General features: G+C 73.8%; 15 protein-coding genes. 7 read left to right on the forward strand and 8 right to left on the reverse strand.

Translation table 11 applies throughout. The features are described from left to right. Window positions 1-87 precede the first annotated feature (87 nt). From K1J50_RS03125 to K1J50_RS03140, 4 genes are all read left to right on the forward strand, one after another. On the forward strand, window positions 88-1962 hold the full coding sequence (locus tag K1J50_RS03125) for an ABC transporter permease (RefSeq protein ID WP_220115980.1): 1875 nt from the start codon (window positions 88-90) through the stop codon (window positions 1960-1962). Continuing rightward, the gene (locus K1J50_RS03130) at window positions 1959-2720 is read left to right on the forward strand and encodes an ABC transporter ATP-binding protein (RefSeq protein ID WP_220115981.1); all 762 of its coding nucleotides are present in this window, start codon (window positions 1959-1961) and stop codon (window positions 2718-2720) included. The genes K1J50_RS03125 and K1J50_RS03130 overlap by 4 nt, the downstream gene beginning before the upstream one ends. Continuing rightward, window positions 2717-3442, forward strand: coding sequence for an ABC transporter ATP-binding protein (locus K1J50_RS03135; protein ID WP_255574866.1), 726 nt, complete (start codon window positions 2717-2719; stop codon window positions 3440-3442). The genes K1J50_RS03130 and K1J50_RS03135 overlap by 4 nt, the downstream gene beginning before the upstream one ends. A gap of 1058 nt (window positions 3443-4500) precedes the next feature. Beyond that, window positions 4501-5049 (forward strand): YcbK family protein, encoded by a 549-nt coding sequence (locus tag K1J50_RS03140; protein ID WP_220115982.1) that lies wholly within the window; start codon window positions 4501-4503, stop codon window positions 5047-5049. Window positions 5050-5100: 51 nt separating this feature from the next. Here the strand turns inward: K1J50_RS03140 and K1J50_RS03145 are convergent, their stop codons facing one another. Beyond that, window positions 5101-6084 (reverse strand): S1C family serine protease, encoded by a 984-nt coding sequence (locus K1J50_RS03145; RefSeq protein ID WP_220115983.1) that lies wholly within the window; start codon window positions 6082-6084, stop codon window positions 5101-5103. Window positions 6085-6475: 391 nt separating this feature from the next. Between K1J50_RS03145 and K1J50_RS03150 the strand changes: the two genes are divergently transcribed. Further along, the gene (locus tag K1J50_RS03150) at window positions 6476-8440 is read left to right on the forward strand and encodes a putative bifunctional diguanylate cyclase/phosphodiesterase (protein WP_220115984.1); all 1965 of its coding nucleotides are present in this window, start codon (window positions 6476-6478) and stop codon (window positions 8438-8440) included. Between the two features lie 119 nt (window positions 8441-8559). Here K1J50_RS03150 and K1J50_RS03155 read toward each other — a convergent pair whose 3' ends face one another. Beyond that, on the reverse strand, window positions 8560-9795 hold the full coding sequence (locus K1J50_RS03155) for an aminotransferase-like domain-containing protein (RefSeq protein WP_220115985.1): 1236 nt from the start codon (window positions 9793-9795) through the stop codon (window positions 8560-8562). A gap of 232 nt (window positions 9796-10027) precedes the next feature. On the opposite strand from K1J50_RS03155, the gene K1J50_RS03160 reads away from it, so the two are divergent. Together K1J50_RS03160 and K1J50_RS03165 are read left to right on the forward strand one after the other, a co-directional pair. Further along, entirely contained in the window at window positions 10028-11062 is a 1035-nt protein-coding gene (locus tag K1J50_RS03160) for an MBL fold metallo-hydrolase (protein ID WP_220115986.1), read from the forward strand. A gap of 98 nt (window positions 11063-11160) precedes the next feature. Beyond that, window positions 11161-11559: a carboxymuconolactone decarboxylase family protein gene (locus K1J50_RS03165; RefSeq protein WP_220115987.1), complete on the forward strand. Its 399-nt coding sequence runs from the start codon at window positions 11161-11163 to the stop codon at window positions 11557-11559. 38 nt (window positions 11560-11597) lie between these two features. On the opposite strand, the gene K1J50_RS03170 is transcribed toward K1J50_RS03165, so the two are convergent. From K1J50_RS03170 to K1J50_RS03195, 6 genes are all read right to left on the reverse strand, one after another. Continuing rightward, complete coding sequence (locus tag K1J50_RS03170) at window positions 11598-12284, reverse strand: ABC transporter ATP-binding protein (protein WP_220115988.1); 687 nt, start codon at window positions 12282-12284, stop codon at window positions 11598-11600. Next, complete coding sequence (locus K1J50_RS03175) at window positions 12277-13530, reverse strand: lipoprotein-releasing ABC transporter permease subunit (RefSeq protein ID WP_220115989.1); 1254 nt, start codon at window positions 13528-13530, stop codon at window positions 12277-12279. The genes K1J50_RS03170 and K1J50_RS03175 overlap by 8 nt, the downstream gene beginning before the upstream one ends. A 40-nt stretch (window positions 13531-13570) precedes the next feature. After that, complete coding sequence (gene proS, locus K1J50_RS03180) at window positions 13571-14884, reverse strand: proline--tRNA ligase (RefSeq protein ID WP_220115990.1); 1314 nt, start codon at window positions 14882-14884, stop codon at window positions 13571-13573. Window positions 14885-15341: 457 nt separating this feature from the next. Continuing rightward, window positions 15342-15605 carry a DUF1467 family protein gene (locus tag K1J50_RS03185; RefSeq protein WP_220115991.1) on the reverse strand — a complete coding sequence of 88 codons (264 nt, stop codon included), beginning with the start codon at window positions 15603-15605 and terminating at the stop codon, window positions 15342-15344. Window positions 15606-15632: 27 nt separating this feature from the next. After that, window positions 15633-17294 carry a ribonuclease J gene (locus tag K1J50_RS03190; RefSeq protein WP_220115992.1) on the reverse strand — a complete coding sequence of 554 codons (1662 nt, stop codon included), beginning with the start codon at window positions 17292-17294 and terminating at the stop codon, window positions 15633-15635. Between the two features lie 12 nt (window positions 17295-17306). Beyond that, a complete protein-coding gene (locus tag K1J50_RS03195; RefSeq protein ID WP_220115993.1) occupies window positions 17307-18110 on the reverse strand; it encodes a type III pantothenate kinase in 804 nt (267 codons plus the stop codon).

Raw genomic sequence — 18110 nt, forward strand, 5'->3', positions numbered from 1 at the left:
GCCCGCCGCCCGGCGCGGCTCCGTCGCCGCGCGCCCGCGGCCGGGGGCGGTGCCGGCCCGCGCCGCGCGGCGTGCCCCCCCTGCCGCATGGATGCGCTGATCCTCCAGGCGCTGAACGGACTCGCCAGCGCCTCCTCGCTGTTCCTGGTCGCCTCGGGCCTGACGGTGATCTTCGGCGTCAGCCGCATCGTCAATTTCGCCCATGGCAGCCTCTACATGCTCGGCGCCTATCTCGGCTGGACGCTGGTCACGCGCTTCGCCGGGGGCGGCGCGCCGGGGCCGCTCGGCTTCTGGGGCGGGGTCCTGCTCGCCGCGCTCGCGGTCGGCCTGATCGGCGTCGCGATCGAGGTGCTGCTGCTGCGCCGGCTCTACCGGGCGCCGGAGCTGTTCCCCCTGCTCGCCACCTTCGGCGTGGTGCTGATCGTGCAGGACCTCGCGCTCTGGGCCTGGGGGCCCCAGGACCTGCTCGGCCCGCGCGCGCCCGGCCTGCACGGCGCGGTGGAGCTGCCCCTCCTCGGCCTGCGCTTCCCCCGCTACGAGCTGTTCCTGATCGCGCTCGGCCCCGTCGTGCTCGGGCTGCTCTGGCTGCTGTTCCGCCGCACCCGCTTCGGCCTGCTGATCCGCGCCGCGACCGAGGACCGCGAGATGGTCGGCGCCCTCGGCGTGGACCAGCGCGCCCTGTTCACGGGGGTGTTCTTCCTCGGCGCCGTGCTCGCCGGCCTCGCCGGGGCGCTGCAGCTGCCGCGCGAGTCGGTGAACCTGCACATGGACCTCGCGGTGATCGTCGAGGCCTTCGTGGTGGTGGTGGTGGGCGGGCTCGGCTCGCTCGGCGGCGCCTTCCTCGCCGCGCTGCTGATCGGCGAGCTGCACGCCTTCGGCATCCTGGTCTTCCCCCGCATCACCCTGGTGCTGGTGTTCCTGGTGATGGCGGTGGTGCTGGTGCTGCGCCCGCACGGCCTGGCCGGCGCCGCCCCGGCCGCGGTCCCGCCCGGCGCGCCCGGCGCGGCCGAGCCGGTGATCCGCCCCGCGCCGCTCGCGCTGCGCCGGTTCGCGCTCGCCGTCTTCGCCCTCGCCTGCGCCCTGCCGTCCGTTCTCGGCGACTACGCGCTCAGCGTGTTCGCCGACTTCGCCGTGTTCGTGCTGTTCGCGATGAGCCTGCACCTCCTGATGGGTCCCGGCGGGATGGCTAGCTTCGGCCACGCCGCCTATTTCGGCATCGGCGCCTACGCGGCGGCGCTGCTCGCCCATCACCTCGCGGCGCCGATGGCGGCCGGGATCGCCCTCGCCCCCCTCGCCGCGGGGCTCGCCGGGCTCGCCTTCGGCTGGTTCTGCGTCCGGCTCTCCGGCGTCTATGCGGCGATGCTCACCCTCGCCTTCGCGCAGATCGCCTGGTCCGTCGCCTTCCAGTGGGTCGAGGTCACGGGCGGGGACAACGGCATCCTCGGCGTCTGGCCCGACGCGTGGGCGCGCGACAGGCGGGTGTTCGCCTGGCTCGCCCTCGCCCTCTCGGCCGGCGGCACGCTCCTGCTGCTGCGCGCGATCCACGCCCCCTTCGGCTACGCGCTGCGCGCGCTGCGCGACAGCGCGCCGCGCGCGGCGGCGATCGGCATTCCGGCGCTCACGGTCCGCTGGCTCGCCTTCGCCTTCGCCGCCGGCCTCGCCGGCCTCGCCGGCGCACTCTTCGCCTACGGCAAGGGCAGCGTCTTCCCGACCCTGCTCGCCATCCCGCGCAGCGTGGACGCGCTGCTGATGGTGCTGCTCGGCGGGGTGCGGACGGTGACCGGCCCGATCTGGGGCGCGCTTGCCTATGCCGGCCTGTCGGAGCAGCTGGTGCGCGCCACCGACCACTGGCGCCTGCTGCTCGGCCTCGCCATCGTGGCGCTGGTGCTGTTCTTCCCCGAGGGCCTCGCCGGCGCCGCGCGGCGCTGGTGGGAGGCGCGCGAGAGCGACGGCCGGCGATGAGCGCCCCCCCTCCCCCGGTGCTCGAGGCGCGCGGCCTGGTGCGCAGCTTCGGCGGCGTGCGCGCGGTGGACGGCGTCTCGCTCGCCGTGCGCGCGGGCGAGCTGCTCGCGCTGATCGGCCCCAACGGCGCCGGCAAGACCACCTGCTTCCACCTGATCGGCGGCCAGCTCCGCCCCGAGGCCGGCACGGTGCGCCTCGCCGGCCGCGACATCACCGGCCTGCCGCCGCCGCGGATCTTCCGCGCCGGGGTCGGGCGCACCTTCCAGATCACCGCCACCTTCGGCTCGATGACGGTGCGCGAGAACGTGCAGATGGCGCTGCTCTCGCACGCGCAACGCCTGTTCGGCCTGTGGCGCCCGGCGCGCCGGCAGATGCGCGCGGAGGCCGAGGCCCTGCTCGCGCGCGTCGGCATGGCGGAGCAGGCGGAGCGGGCCTCGGGCGTGCTCGCCTACGGCGATCTCAAGCGCCTCGAGCTCGCGATTGCGCTCGCCGGCAGGCCGCGCCTCCTGCTGATGGACGAGCCGACCGCCGGCATGGCCGCGGCCGAGCGCCGTGCGCTGATGGCCCTGGTCGCGCGCCTCGCCCGCGAATCGGGCCTCGCCGTGCTGTTCACCGAGCACGACATGGACGTGGTGTTCGGCCATGCCGACCGCGTGCTGGTGCTCGACCGCGGCCGGGTGCTGGCGGAGGGGACGCCGGAGGCGGTGCGCGCCGATCCCCGCGTGCGCGCCGCCTATCTCGGGGGGGTGGCGGCATGACCGGGGCGCTGCCGCCCGCCCTGCTCGCGGTCGAGGGGCTGGAGGCGCGCTATGGCCGCGCCCGCATCCTGGCGGGGCTCACCTTCCACGTCGCGCGCGGCGAGGTGGTGGTCCTCCTCGGCCGCAACGGCGCCGGCAAGAGCACGACGCTCAAGGCGATCATGGGCCTGGTGCCGCCCACGGCCGGGCGCGTGCGCCTCGCGGGACGCGATCTCGCCGGCCTGCCGCCCTTCCGCATCGCCCGCGCCGGTCTCGGCTACGTGCCGGAGGAGCGGCGCCTCTTTGCCGGGCTCACCGTGCGCGAGAACCTCGCGGTCGGGATGCGTCCCGCCCCGCCCGGACGGCAACCCTGGACGGAGGAGCGGCTGTTCGCGCTGTTCCCCGCGCTCGCCGCGCTGCGCGACCGCCCGGCGGGGCGGATGAGCGGCGGCGAGCAGCAGATGCTCGCCATCGCCCGCACGCTCGCCGGCAATCCGCGGCTGCTGCTGCTGGACGAGCCGGCGGAGGGGCTGGCGCCGGTGGTGGTGGAGCGGCTGGCCGAGGCGGTCAAGGCGCTGCGGGCGGAGGGCCTCGGCATCCTGCTCTCGGAGCAGAACCTGCGCTTCGCCGGCGCGGTCGGCGACCGGGCGCTGATCCTCGAGACCGGCGCGATCCGCTGGGAGGGCCCGCTCGCCACGCTGCTCGCCGAGGAGGCGCTGCGGGCGCGCTACCTCGCGGTGTGAGGCGGGGCGGGCACGGGGACGCGGCGAGGGCCCCGCCTCCCCGGATCGCGGCGACTCGGTTCTGGAAGTGGAAGGGCGCCCTGCGCGCCATCGCGCGCGCGATCCTTCGCGCCGCGCTTGTCACCATCGGACGCAAGCCGGAGAATGCGACGGCACCCGCCGGAGCCGCGCCTCCCTCCATGTCCGCCCCGCCTGCCGATCCCCGCCTTGCGCGACGCCTTCTCGTCCTGCGGCTGGCCGCGCTTGGCGCGGCGCTGCCCGCGGCCGGCGCCGCCATGGGCCCGGGCGAGGCGGCGGCCCAGGGCGCCAAGGCCGGTCCGTCCCCGCTGCCGAAGGACGGCCGCGACGGCGGCGGCCGCACCGGCCTCACCGACGCCGATCCCGACGATGCCCCTGGCGAGGGCCGCGGAGGACTGGGGCCGCGGGGCCGCGGAGGCGTCTCGGACGCCGACCCGGGGGATCCGCCGGGCCGCGGCCGTGGCGGAGGCGGGGTGTCGGACGCGGATCCGGGCGACCCGCCGGGGCAGGGCCGCGGCGGGCCGGGTTCCTCCGATTCCGACCCGGCCGACCCGCCCGGACGCGGGCGGGGGGGCCGGACGCAGGAGCGCAGCATCGGCACGTCCGACGCCGACCCCTCGGACGAGCCCGGCCGGGGGCGTGGCAGCCCAGGAAAGGACGCCGCCCCCCGCGAGCGCCGTGTGACCGACAACGATCCTGACGATCCCCCCGGGCGGGGACGCGGCTGGAACTGACGGCCTGCGGCCGCCCGGCCGCGGCGCAGGCCGGGGCGAGCGTTCCGGCCTTGCTCCCCTCCCCGCCCCCGCACGCCGCAGGCGTTCCGCCCCCTGCCCGATGACCGCGCCGGTCTCCGCCGCCTGGCCGCACGCCTCGGGCGCCCGGGCGCGATGGCCGGATCGGCCTGTTCCCTGTCCGCCGCCCCGAGCGCAGGATGGGCAGGCGTGGCGCCGCAGGGCCCCCAGGGCGCAAACCGGAAAGGTCGGAAAGCAGGACGGAAATTCGCGCCACCGGCGCCGGAACGGTGCATAATGGATCGCGCCATGCGGGCCCCGTCACGACGCCGGATGCTGGTCGTCGCCGCCGCCAGCGCGGCCGGCCTCCTTGCGCCCTCTCGCGTCCGCGCCCGCCCGCTGCAGCGGCTGATCTGGGTGATCAACCAGCGGGACGAGGAATTCGCCGCCACCTACCGGCGCGAGGACGGGCACTACGACTTCCATGCGCTGGCGCGGCTCCAGCACCTGTTCCGCGACATCCGCGAGAACCTGCCCGGGCCGCTGCCGCCGCAGCTGATCGACCTGCTCGCCATACTGCAGGAAAGCTTCGGCTTCGACCGGCCGCTTCGACTGCACTCCGGCTACCGCACGCCGCGCACCAACGCCTCGATCGGAGAAGGGGCCTCGCCGCGCAGCTTCCACCTGCATGGCATGGCGGCCGACATCTCGATGCGCGGGGTTTCGCCGCTCGACCTGGCGCTGGCCGCGCACGCGATCTCGCTGCGGCTCGGGATCATGGGCGTCGGGCTCTACGGCCACTTCGTCCATGTGGACATCGGGCCGGTCGCGCGCTGGACCCGGATCGGAAGAAGCTGAGCGGCCGGCCGCGGGCCCGGTCCGGGCCGGGACGGCCGCGGGGCTGCGCCGTCAGTGCAGCCGCGGCGCCTTGAGGAACCGGCGCCGGTCGGCCGACTCGACCACCACCTCGCGCCGCCGTCCGCCGCGGAGGATCACCAGGGGAACCGGCGCGCCCGCCGCGCCGCAGCCCCACACCGCCTTCCAGAAGGCACCCAGCTCCTCGATCCGAGTGGCGCCCACCGCGAGCAGGCGATCGCCCGGGCGAACCCCCGCATGCTCCGCCGGCCCCCCGGGCGCCACCGCGACCACCGTGACGCCCTCCTCGTCCTCCGAGGCGTAGAGGCCGAGCCAGGGGCGCGCCGGCCGGTTCACGCGGCCATAGGCCAGCAGGTCATCGAGGATCGGCGCCAGGCCGCTGACCGGCACCACCATGTTGAGGTCGAGCCTGCGGCCCATCGAATCGCGCCGCTGCAGGATGAGCGAGCCGATGCCGAGCAATCTCCCGTCCTCGCCGATCAGCGCCGCGCCGCCCCAGGCAGGATGGGCTGGCGCGGTGTAGAAGGCGTCGTCGAGGGCGTATTCCCAGTAGCCCGCAAAGGGCTGGCGCGCCGCGATGACGCAGGCGACCGCCCGCGCGCGGCCGCCGGCGGCGGCCAGCACCGCCCGCGAGCCCGGCTGCGCCTGCCCTGCCTCGCCGATCTCGAGCGCCGGCACGTCCTCCAGCCGGCCGAGCGCCTGCACCAGGCCGAAGCCGCTCTCGTGGTCATAGGCGAGCGCGTGGCCCGGGACGACCCGCCCGGCCGCCGTGGTGAGCCAGACCGATTCCGCCTCGGCGATCAGGTAGCCGATGGTGAGCACCAGCCCGTCGCGGCGGATCAGCACGCCGCTGCCCTGACGCTCGGTGCCGAGGGTGCGCGCGGTGAAGGCGTCCTCCGGAACCACCGACTTCAGCCCGAGCACCGCCCCGAGCGCGCGGTCGAGCGGAAACGGCCACTCCACGGGGTCCGGTTGGAGTTCGGCCGGGATTTCCCAGTCCTCTTCGCTGTTTGCCATGCGTCGATCCATCAGGGGCGCGGAGGCCGGCCTGCCCGCGAGGAGGGACAGCATACCGGCGCCCCCTTTCTCCCGCCACGCTCCCGGGTGGCGCCGCGGGCCGCCAACGCCTTCACTTCATATGCCATGAAAATCGTTCAGTCCCTTGATATAATAAAACATGACACGCCCGATCGAGACTCATCCCGATTCGCAAGAAAGGCCGTAACGCGGTTCGCGCAAACCGCCTCCTTCGCGCGGTCCGGGACCGGGCGCCGGCAGCCGTCGCGACCCGCCCGCACCGGCCGCCCCGCCATGGGGCGTGCCGCTTCTTCTCTCGCATAGCCGGCGCAAAGGCCGCCCGGCGCCGGGTTAGCCGCTTGTTCATGCGGGCGTGAGAAGTGCTCGGCGGATGCGATCCCCCCTCCTTCAACTCCCCCGGCGCCATCACGGCGATGGGCCGAGCGGCGGCCAGAAGCCCGCGACCGCCCGCTTCCCGAACGACCGCTGCGACGGCGTCTGTCGTGCCGCACTCGTGCTGCTGGCGCTGCTCGTGGGCCTGCTCGGCGGGCTGCCCTACTGGATGGGCACGGCGCGTGCCCCGGCCGAGGCCGCGGGCGTCGCCGACCCGCGCGCCGACGCCGTGCTGCCGCCCTCTTCGCGTCCGGGACGGCACCAGGGCATCGCCGCTGCCGCGCCGGAGCCGCCCCGGTCCTGGCCGGGGGATCTGGCCGGGACGCCCGCCACCGCCACGCCCGTCCTCGGGCTGCTCGTGGCCCTGCTCTCGGCCCTGCTGCTGTTCCTCGCGGCCAGGCTCGGCGCGCGCCCCGCGGAGCGCGCGCTCGCGAGGCTGTCCGACGAGACGCAGACCGACGCGCTCACCGGCCTGCCCAACCGCGGAGCCTTCGTCGCACGGCTCGCGGCGATGCTCGCTGGGGCCGGGACCGGCCACCAGGTGGCACTGATCGTCCTGCACCTCGACCGGCTGCGCGAGGCCAACGCGATGCAGGGGCAGGCGGCCGGCGATGCGCTGGTGCGCGAGGCCGCGGAGCGGATGCGGCGCTGTCTGCGCCCCGGAGACGCGCTGGGCCGGCTCAGCGGCGACGAATTCGCCGTCGCCGCGGCGGGGCTTCCGGACGCCGGTTCCGCCGCCGCGCTGGCGGCGCGGCTGCAGGCGGCGCTGCAGGCGAAACCCGTCGCGCATGACGGACGGTCGCTCCGTCTCAGCGCCACACTTGGCCTTGCCGTCGCGCCGGACGCGATCCCCGCCGCCGAGCCGGACACGCCCGATCCCGGCGCGCGCCGGGCCGAGGCCCTGCTCGGCGCCGCCTGCAGCGCCCTCTACCGCGCGAAGGGCTCGGCGCGCGGGACCGTGGCGGTCTTCTCCGTCGCCGATCGGCAGCGCGCCGAACGCGAGGCGGTCCTGCTGCAAAGCCTCGAAGCCGTCGCCGGCGCTTCGCCTGCCATGGGAAGCGGGGCCGCCTTCCCGGACGGCACCCCCGCCCTGGAAGGCCTGTATGCGGCGTTCCAGCCCCAGGTGCGCCTGGCGGATGGCGCAGTGACGGGTTTCGAGGCCCTGCTGCGCTGGGACCATCCCGTGCTCGGCCCCCTGTCGCCGGCGGAGTTCCTGCCCTGGGCGGAGCGGGCCGGGCACGCGGCCCTGCTCGGCGAGGCGGTCCGCCGCATCGCCTTCCGCGCCTACGCCCGATTGCGGGCCGCCGGCCTCTTCACCGGCGCCGTCGCGCCGCCACGCCTGGCCGTGAACCTCTCCGCGGCCGAGCTGGCGAGTCCGGACTGCACGCTCCGGCTCGAACACGCCCTCATCGAGGCCGGCCTCTCCCCGGAGGCGCTGGAAATCGAGATCACCGAGGAGGTGCTGCTCGACCGGGTCGCCCCCGAGGTGCGCGAGCGTCTGGCCGCCTTGCGCCGGCGCGGCGCGCGCCTCGCGCTGGACGATTTCGGCACCGGCTATGCCGGGCTGCACCAGCTGCTGCGGCTGCCGCTCGACGCGATCAAGCTCGACCGCTGCTTCGTCGGCGGCCTCGGCCTCGACCGCCGGGCAGAGGAGATCGTGCGCGCCGCGGTCACCCTGGCGCACAGCCTCGGGCTGGAGCTGGTGGCCGAAGGGGTGGAGACCGAACTGCAGCTCGCCCGGCTGCGTGCCCTGCGCTGCGACGCCGTCCAGGGCTTCCTGATCGCCCGGCCGATGCGACCGCAGGAACTTGCCACCTGGCTGCTGGCCCGGCGCAGCGGGTTCGATGCCACGGTCAGGCTGCCGACGCCCGGGGCGCTGCCGCCCTCGCCACCGGCCGCCGCCCGGGCCGCTCCGGGCGTCGTCGCGCTGCGCCGGCGCGAGACGGGCGCGCAGCAGCGCTAGAGCCGGCCGCCGACGGCCGGACGCGACGGAAGCGGCGATCGGCCCCGCGAACAAACGGCAAGGGCCGCTGCCGGGAACAGGGTGAAACGGCCCCGCCCCGCCGGAGCCCGCGGCACCCCTCAGCGGCGGTGGCGCACGTTGCCGCTCCGCTCCGGGATGCCGGTCTGCTCGAAGCACACCCGCGCGAAGGCCGCGATCCCCTCGCGGATCTCCTCCTTCGACGGCAGCGCGAAGCAGAGCCGGAGCTGCGAGCGGGCGCTCGCCGGGTCGCAGGCCCATTCCGGGCCGGGATTGAAGGCGATGCCCCGCTCGGCCGCCGGCTGGACGAGCTTCGTCACGTCCACCGCGTCGGGCAGGCGGACCCACAGGAAGATCCCGCCCTTCGGCGCCCAGCACTCGGCGGCGCTGCCGAACTCGCGCGCAACCGCCTCCAGCATGGTGGTGAGCTTGTCCTCCAGCACGCCGCGCAGCCTCGCCACATGGCTGTCAAAGTGGCGCGAGAAGTACTCGGCGACGAGCATCTGCTCGAGCGCCCCGGTGCCGGCGTCGGTCTTCAGCGCGACGAGGCGGGAGAGCACGGGCCAGGGCGCGACCGCGTAGGCGACGCGCAGCGCCGGCGCGAGCGTCTTGGAGAAGGAGCCGATGTGGATCACCTGCTCCGGGTCGAGCGCGTAGAGCGCCGGCGGCGCCTCGGTGCCGGCCCAGACCAGGTCGGCATAGCACTCGTCCTCGAAGATCGGCACGCCGTGCGCGCGGGCGAGCGCGATCAGCCGGTGCCGGCGCTCGAGCGGCAGGATCGAGCCGGTGGGGTTCTGGATGGTGGGGATGGTGTAGAGGAATTTCGGCGTGATCCCCCGCGCCTTCAGGTCGCCGAGGATCGTCTCCAGCGCGTCCATGCGGATCCCGTCGGCGTCGAGGGGCATCGGCACGATGTTCGCGCCGCGCTTGCGCGCCCGGGTGATGGTGCCGTTGTAGGACAGCTCCTCGATCAGGACCGTATCGCCGGGCTCGATCAGCAGGTCCATGACCAGATCGAGGCCCTGGAGCGAGCCTGAGGTGATCAGCACGTCCTCGCGCGTGCAGGCGATGCCGCGGTGGCGCGCGAGCTTGTCGGCGACCACCTCGCGCAGCCCCGCGTGGCCGAGCGGGCCGTGGCCAAGGTTGTAGAGGGCGAGGTTCGGCCCCTCGCGCCGCAGCACCGCGGCGGCGGCCGCGGCGAGCGCCTCGGCCGGAACCTGCGTCGGGTCGTTGTGCCCGCCGACGAAATTGTACCTCGGGAAGCCAGTCCAGCGCGGCGCCGGTTCCGGCGTGTCCTTGCGGAAGAGGCGGGCATAGTCGGGGCCGGGGCTGGTCATGGCGGAGACACGTTCGGTCCTTGGCCGTGGTCGGCGGGTTCGAGACTGTGCGCGGACGCCGGTCCGGAGGTTCCTTCCGCCGGCACGCGGGCCGGGCCGGGGCGGCCTCCTCCCCGCACTCTGCCGACCGTTGAACATCCCGGCAACCCTCATCGCCTGCGCCGGCCGGCGGGGCATCGGCTATGCTCGGCCCCACGGCGCCGCCGGAGCGCCGGCGCGAGGGAGGAGACGCATGATCTTCCGTCAGCTCTTCGACCCGGTCTCCTGCACCTACACCTACCTGCTCGCCAGCCGCCGCGGCGGGGAGGCGCTGATCCTGGATCCGGTGCTCGAGCGGGTAGACCGCTACCTCCAGCTCATCGAGGAGCTCGGCCTCAGGCTGGTCAAGGCGGTGGACACCCATCTTCATGCCGACCACATCACCGGCCTCGGTGCGCTGCGCGACCGCACGCGCTGCATCACCGTGATGGGCGAGCGGAGCGGCGTGGACGTCGTCTCCATGCGCGTGCGCGACGGCGAGACGCTGGATATCGAGGGGATCACCCTCGGCGTGATCTACACGCCCGGGCACACGGATGATTCCTACTGCTTCACCCTGCCCGACCGCGTCTTCACCGGCGACACGCTGCTGATCCGCGGCACCGGGCGCACCGATTTCCAGAACGGGGATCCGCGCGCGCAGTACGAGTCGATCTTCAACCGCCTTCTCAGGCTGCCGGACGAGACCCTCGTCTATCCCGCCCACGACTACAAGGGCGACACGGTGAGCACCATCGGCGAGGAGCGGGCGCACAACCCGCGCCTCCAGGTCCGCTCCGTCGAGGAGTACGCGGACCTGATGAACAACCTGAAGCTCGCCAACCCGAGGATGATGGACGTGGCGGTGCCGGCGAACATGCGCCAGGGCCTGAACCAGGAGGAGGTCGCGCGGCGCGGCTGGGCGGTGGGCGCGCGGGAGGCGTTGGCCCTGCTCGGCCAGCCCGGCGTGGCGCTGGTGGACCTGCGCGAGCGCGGCGAGCGCGAGCGGCACGGCGCGATACCCGGTGCGCTGCACGTGCCCTATCAGGACCTGCAGGAGGGCATCCGGCCCGGCGGCGTGCTGCACGAGGCCGCCTCCGCCGCCGGCAAGCGCCTGGTGTTCTACTGCGCCTTCGGCGAACGGTCGGCGATGGCGGTGCAGACGGCGCAGGATGCGGGCCTCACCGCCTCCTGCCACCTCCACGGCGGGCTCGCCGCGTGGAAGAAGGCGGGCGGGCCGCTGGCCTGAGGCGGAGGCCTCCTCCCCGCGGAGGCGGCGCGGCACCGCTTGCCCCGCCCCCGGCCCCTGATAGGCTCGGCCCCGCCGCAGGCGGGAGGAGGCGAACGATGGCGAAGGGCGAACTCTACGAGAAGGGACGCGAGGTCCGCCGCCAGCTCCTGGGCGAGGCATTCGTCGAGCGGATGAATGCCGCCGTCTATGACGATCCGCTCATGGAAGGGTTCGCCGAGTACACCGCCGAGGCGGTGTTCGGGATGCTCTGGACGCGACCTGGACTCGACATGAAGACCCGGGCCCTGATCTGCGTCGTCTCCGACACGGCGACAGGCGCCTGGCCGGAGCTCGCGCTGCATCTGCGCATGGCGCGGCGCCAGGGCTGGACCGAACAGGAGCTGGCGGAGGCGCTGCTGCACCTCTCCGGCTACATCGGCGTCCCCCCGGTGCGCGAGGCGCTGATCGTGGCGAAGAAGGTCTTCGCCGAGATGCGCGCCGAGGAGAAGGGGTAGCCGCCCGCCGGTCCTCGCCGGCCGGCGGGAGCGGCCGCTCAGGCGGGCACCAGCCGGCCGTCGCGCAGGGTCACGACGCGGTCCATCCGGCGCGCGAGCTCCGGGTTGTGCGTCGCGACCAGCGCCGCGACTCTCCGGTTGCGCACCGCATCGAGCAGCTCGGAGAACACGCGGTCGGAGGTGGCGACATCGAGATTGCCGGTCGGCTCGTCGGCGAGCAGGACGCGCGGGGCGTTGGCCAGCGCGCGGGCGATCGCGACGCGCTGCTGCTCGCCGCCGGAGAGCCGGCCGGGCCGGTGGTGCTCGCGCCCCTGCAGGCCGAAGGCGGCGAGCAGGGCGCGCGCGCGTTCCCGGGCGGCGGCGCGCGGCGTGCCGGCGGCGAGCTGCGGGAGGACGACGTTCTCCTCGGCCGTGAACTCCGGCAGCAGGTGGTGGAACTGGTAGACGAAGCCGATGGTGGAACGCCGGATCGCGGTGCGCGCGTCGTCGGGCAAGCGCCCGGCCGCCCGGCCCTCGACGAAGACCTCGCCGCCGTCCGGCTTCTCGAGCAGGCCGGCGAGGTGCAGCAGCGTGGACTTGCCGGCGCCGGAGGGGGCGACGAGGGCGACGATCTCGCCCGCCTGCAGCGTCAGGTCGGCGCCGGTGAGCACCGGCAGCTCGCCTGCCTCGGTGCGGTAGCGGCGCTCCACCGCCGCGAGGCGGAGCGGCGGCGCGGCGTCACTCACTGCGCAGCGCCTCCACCGGGTCGAGCCGCGCCGCCCGCCAGGCCGGATAGACCGAGGCGAGCAGGCTCAGGGCGAGGCTCATGGCGACGACCTCGGCCACCTCGCCCGGGTCGGTGATCGCGGGCAGGCGGGCGAGGAAATAGACCGTCGGGTCGAAGATCACGGTGCCGAGGATCCACTGCAGGAACTGGCGGATGTTCTCGATGTAGGCGCAGAACACCAGCCCGACCAGGAGCCCGGCCGCCGTCCCGATCACCCCGATCGCCGCGCCGGTCATGAGGAAGATGCGCATCACCGCGCCCTGCGTGGCGCCCACGGTGCGCAGCACGGCGATGTCCTTCCGCTTGTCCTTCACCAGCATCACCTGGGTGGTGACGATGTTGAACGCGGCGACCAGGATGATGAGCGAGAGGATGAGGAACATCACGTTCCGCTCGACCTGCACCGCCTGGAAGAAGGCATTGTTCGCCTCCTCCCAGGAGACGACGCGCACCCGCGGCCCGTTGGCGAAGGCGCGCTGGATGGCGCGCTGCACCTCGCGCACGCGGTCCGGGTTCTCGACGAAGACCTCGATCTGGGTCGCCGCGCCCTGGACCTGGAAGAAGACCTGCGCGGCCTCGAGCGGGAGATAGACGAAGCTCGAATCGTACTCGTGCATCCCCGTGCTGAACAGCGCGACGACCTGGTAGGAGCGGATGCGCGGGACGGTGCCCATCACCGTGGTTCGCCCCTGGGGCGAGACCAAGGTGATGCGGTCGCCGACCGCCACGCGCATGCGGCTCGCGAGGCCGGTGCCGATGACGATCGCGTCCTCGCCCTCGAAGTCGCGCAGGTCGCCGGCGCGGATGTTGTCGGCGATGATGCGCTTCGCGCGCAGGTCCTCGGGACGGATGCCGCGGGCAAGGCCGCCGGAGGCCCCGCCGTAGTCGGAGGTGATCAGCGCCTGGCCCTCGACGATCGGCGTGGCGGCGGCGACGCCGGGGATGCCGCGGATGCGCTCGGCCATCGCGTCGAAACCGCGCGCCGGCCCCTCGGCGGCGAAGACGCCGATATGGCCGTTGAGGCCGAGGATGCGGCCGAGCAGCTCCTGGCGGAAGCCGTTCATCACGCTCATCACGATGATGAGCGTGGCGACGCCGAGCGCGATGCCGATCAGGCTGAACCAGGCGTTGAACGAGACGAAGCGCTCGCCCGAGCGCGCGCGCAGGTAGCGCGCGGCGACGCTGCGCTCGAACGGGCCGAACATCCCGGCGGGCCGTGGCGCCGGCGGCCGGCTTGCGCGCATCCTAGCCGCGGATCTTGGCGACGGCGTCCTCGAGCGAGACCTCCTGCCGCTCGCCGGTCGCCCGCCGCTTCAGCTCGACGCGGCCCCTGGCCGCGCCGCGCGGGCCGACGATCGCCTGCCAGGGGAAGCCCATCAGGTCGGCGTCGGCGAACTTCACCCCGGCACGCTCGTCGCGGTCGTCATACACGACCTCGCCGCCGAGCGCGGCGTAGAGCCGCTCGCACAGCGCGTCGCAGGCGGCCTCGCCGGGCTTGAGGTTCAGGATCGCCGCCGGCCAGGGCGCGACCGGATCGGGCCACTTGATCCCGGCCTCGTCGTGGTTGGCCTCGATGATGGCGCCGACCAGGCGCGAGACGCCGATGCCGTAGCTGCCCATCTCCGGCGTGACCGGCCGCCCGTCCGGCCCGGCGACGGTAAAGCCCATGGCGGCGCTGTACTTGGTGCCGAAGTAGAAGATGTGGCCGACCTCGATGCCCCTGCCCTCGCGCCGGCGCTCCGGCGGCACCTTCTCCCACGCCGCCGGATCGTGCTTCTCGTCGGTCGCCGCGTACATCGAGGTGAGCAGCCCGGCGAAGCGGGCGAGGTCCTGCGGGTCCTCGTAGTCGTAGTCCGTGTGCTCCCAGTCGAGCGTCTCGAAGCCGGCGTCGTAGAACACCGCGCTCTCCCCGGTCTCGGCGAGGATGATGAACTCGTGGCTGAGGTCACCGCCGATCGGGCCGGTCTCGGCCGCCATCGGCACCGCCTTGAGGCCCATGCGCTGGAAGGTGCGCATGTAGGCGAGCATCATCGCCCGGTAGCTGCGGATCGCCCCCTCGCGGTCGAGGTCGAAGGAGTAGGCGTCCTTCATCAGGAACTCGCGGCCGCGCATCACCCCGAAGCGCGGCCTGACCTCGTCGCGGAACTTCCACTGGATGTGGTAGAGGATGCGCGGCAGGTCGCGGTAGCTCCTGGCGTAGGCCTTGAAGATGTCGGTCACCATCTCCTCGTTGGTGGGGCCGTAGAGCATCTCGCGGTCGTGGCGGTCGCGGATGCGCAGCATCTCCTTGCCGTAGTCGTCGTAGCGCCCGCTCTCGCGCCACAGCTCGGCCGGCTGGATGGTGGGCATCAGCATCTCCTGCGCCCCGGCGCGGTCCTGCTCCTCGCGCACGATCTGCTCGATGCGGCGCAGCACGCGCAGGCCGAGCGGCAGCCAGGCGTAGATGCCGGCGCTGGTCTGGCGGATCATCCCGGCGCGCAGCATCAGGCGGTGCGAGGCGATCTGCGCCTCGGCGGGGGTCTCTTTCAGCGTGGGCAGGAAGGCGCGGGACAGGCGCACGGCGGCAGGATCCTCGGAGCGGGAAGGCGCGCGAAAGTAAGGGCTGCGGCGCGGCAGGGCTAGACCGCCGCCTCCCCGGTGCCGGCGCCACCGGGAGACCGGGCGGCCCGTTCGCCTCCCGACTACGCTGCACCGCAGCAATTGTGTTCCCCGGACCGGCGGCCTGGCGCAATTCCTTGCAAAATTTCCGCCCCTTCCGCGAAAATACCGCTTGGCCTGGGCCATCGTGCCCGTTAAGAAAAATTGGGCCACTTCCCAGGAGGGAAGCGGCCCGAGTTTAGGGAGGAAACGCCAGTCACACGGCAGGAAGGGCGAATGCCCTTCCCGTCGGAGATCATGGCGCGTTCCAGGAATGCGGTTCAACCGGCTTGACTGCTGTCCCAAGCCGGAAAATTGAGCCGCGGGACATGGTTTGCCAAGGGATGAGGCGAGTATCGCCCAAAGCGCCGGCATCTGCCTAATTGTCCGGCAGAGCCAGCCAGCCGCTGCGGAAGCTGAGCCAGTCGCTTTCGACCAGCGCATAGACCGCCAGCCAGATCAGCGCCGACACCAGCGTCGTGGCCAGCAGCTTGCGGCCAAGTCGCGGCTGGCGCGGGGCCCCGCGCCAGCCCCCCGCCGCGGGATCGCCCTCCGGGTCCGGCTGGGTGCCGACCGGCAGCACGGCGAACAGCGCAGTCCACCAGATCAGCAGATAGACGACGATCCCGGTGAACCAGGTCATGAAGCCCTCCTCCGCCGAGGGGCGCGGTCAAACCCGCAGCAGGTGCACCTCGACGGTCGGGCGCTTCCGCAGGCGGCGTCCGACCGCCTTGCGCAGCGCGCTCCGCGCGGCCTCGCGCAGCGCGTCGTCCTCGCGCTTGAGCGGGCCGGGCAGGTCGCCCACGGCGCGCGCCAGATCCGCCGCGATCTGGGCCGGCTCCTCGTCGCCCGGGTCGAACAGGCCGGGCGCGGAGACGACGGGGCGGCCGACCACCCGCCCGGCTCCGTCCACCGCGAGCGAGGCCATGACCACGCCGTGGAACAGCATCCGCTTGCGCGCCGCGAGCACGCCGCCCGAGAGCGGCAGCAGCCGGTCGCCGTCGAGTGCCAGGCGGCCGGTGGGCACGCCGTCCACCACCTCCGGGCGGCCGGGGGCAAGGCGCAGCACGTCCCCGTCCTCCACCAGGATCGGCGTCGCCCCGCATTCCCGCGCCAGCGCCGCGTGCTCGGAGAGGTGGCGCCATTCGCCGTGCACCGGCACGGCATAGCGCGGCTTCACCAGCGCGTAGAGCCGCTTCAGCTCGTCCCGCGCCGGGTGGCCGGAGACGTGGACCATGTGGTCCTCCGCCGTCATCACCCGGCAGCCGCGGCGCGCGAGGTCGTCCTGCAGGCGCAGGATCGCCCGCTCGTTTCCCGGAATGATGCGGGAGGAGAAGATCACCGTGTCCCCCTCCCCCAGGGCGATGTGCGGGTGGCTGTCGGCCGCGATCCTGGCGAGGGCCGAGCGCGGCTCGCCCTGGCTGCCCGTGCACAGGAGCAGCAGCGAATCGTCGGGCAGGTAGCCCGCTTCCTCCTCCGGCACGAAGGGCGGGACGTCGCTCAGGTAGCCGCATTCCCGCGCCGCCGCCTCGGCGTTGCGCAGCGAGCGGCCGAACAGGGCGACCTGGCGCCCCGCAGCCTGCGCCGCCCGCGCCACGCTCTCGATCCGGGCGATGTTGGTGGCGAAGCAGGTGACGGCGACCCGTCCCTTGAGGCTGCGGATGATGGCCGCGAGGTTGCGCCGCACCTCCGCTTCGCTGCCGGAATGGCCCTCGACCATGGCGTTGGTCGAATCGCAGACCATGGCGAGCACGCCACGCGCGCCGAGCCGGGCGAAGGCGGCCTCGTCGGTCGGAGGGCCGATCAGCGGGTCGGGGTCGAGCTTCCAGTCCCCGGTGTGGAGCACCGTGCCGTAGGGCGTGTGCAGGGCGAGCGCCTGCGCCTCCGGGATCGAGTGGGCGACGCGGAGGAACTCGAGCTCGAAGGGCGGCAGCGCAAGGCTGCCGGAGAGCGGGACGGTGGTGAGCGGGACCTGGCCGAGCAGCCCGACCTCGACGAGCTTGCGGCGCAGCACCGCCGAGACGAAGGGGCCGGCGAAGACCGGGCAGCGCAGCATCGGCCAGAGATGCGCCACCGCGCCGACATGGTCCTCGTGCGCATGGGTGACGATCAGGGCGAGGAGCTGGTCGCGCCGCTCGGCGAGCCAGGCGGGATCCGGCACCAGGACCTCGGCCTCCGGGTTCTCCGGACCGCCGAAGCCGATGCCGCAATCCACCGCGAGAAGCTTTCCGTCGCAGCGATAAACGTTGAGGTTGAGGCCGATCTCGCCCGTGCCGCCGAGGGGGATGAAGGCCAGATCGCCGGGGGGGGAACCGGTCGTGGAAGCGTCCATTGCGGAATGGTGTTACGCGTGATCGCGCTGGGCGGTTCTTGGCAACATGGGGATAGGGTTGCGTTCCGCCAACAGCCGCAGCCCTTCGAGCGTGATGTCGGGATCGGTGCGCTCGATCACCAGCGTGCCCTCGGCGAAGAGGGGCGCGAGGCCGCCGGTGGCGATCACCTTCATGGGCCGGCCGAACTCGGCCCGGATGCGCGCCACCAGGCCCTCGATCAGCCCGACATAGCCCCAGTAGATGCCGCTCTGCATGGCCGGGACGGTGGCGCGGCCGATCGCCGCCTGCGGCCGGCCGATGCCGATCCGCGGCAGCCGGGCCGCCGCCTGGTGCAGCGCCTCGATCGAGAGGTTGATGCCCGGGGCGATGGCGCCGCCGAGATAGCTGCCGTCCTCGTCCACCACGTCGAAGGTGGTGGCGGTGCCGAAGTCGATGACGATCAGCGGGCCGCGGTAGTGGTGATGCGAGGCGAGGGCGTTGAGCAGCCGGTCGGCGCCGACCTCCTCCGGATTCAGCACCTTGATGGCGAAGCCCCAATCGAGCCCGGCACGCGCCACCAGCGGCTCGCAATGGAACCATTCGCGGACGAGCCGACGCAGGTTGTAGAGCGCGGCCGGCACCACGGTGCCGATCACGCAGCGGTCTATGTCGGCGGGCTGCAGCCCCGCATGCTGCAGCAGGGCCAGCAGCCAGACCGCGTATTCGTCGCTGGTCCGGTCGGCCCGCGTCGCGACGCGCCAGCGGCCGCGCCACTCCGTGCCGTCGTGCACGGCGAAGACGATGTTGGTGTTGCCCGCATCCACCGCGAGAAGCAT

Source organism: Caldovatus aquaticus (genome assembly GCF_019458025.1).
In the GTDB taxonomy this organism is placed as follows: domain Bacteria; phylum Pseudomonadota; class Alphaproteobacteria; order Acetobacterales; family Acetobacteraceae; genus Caldovatus; species Caldovatus aquaticus.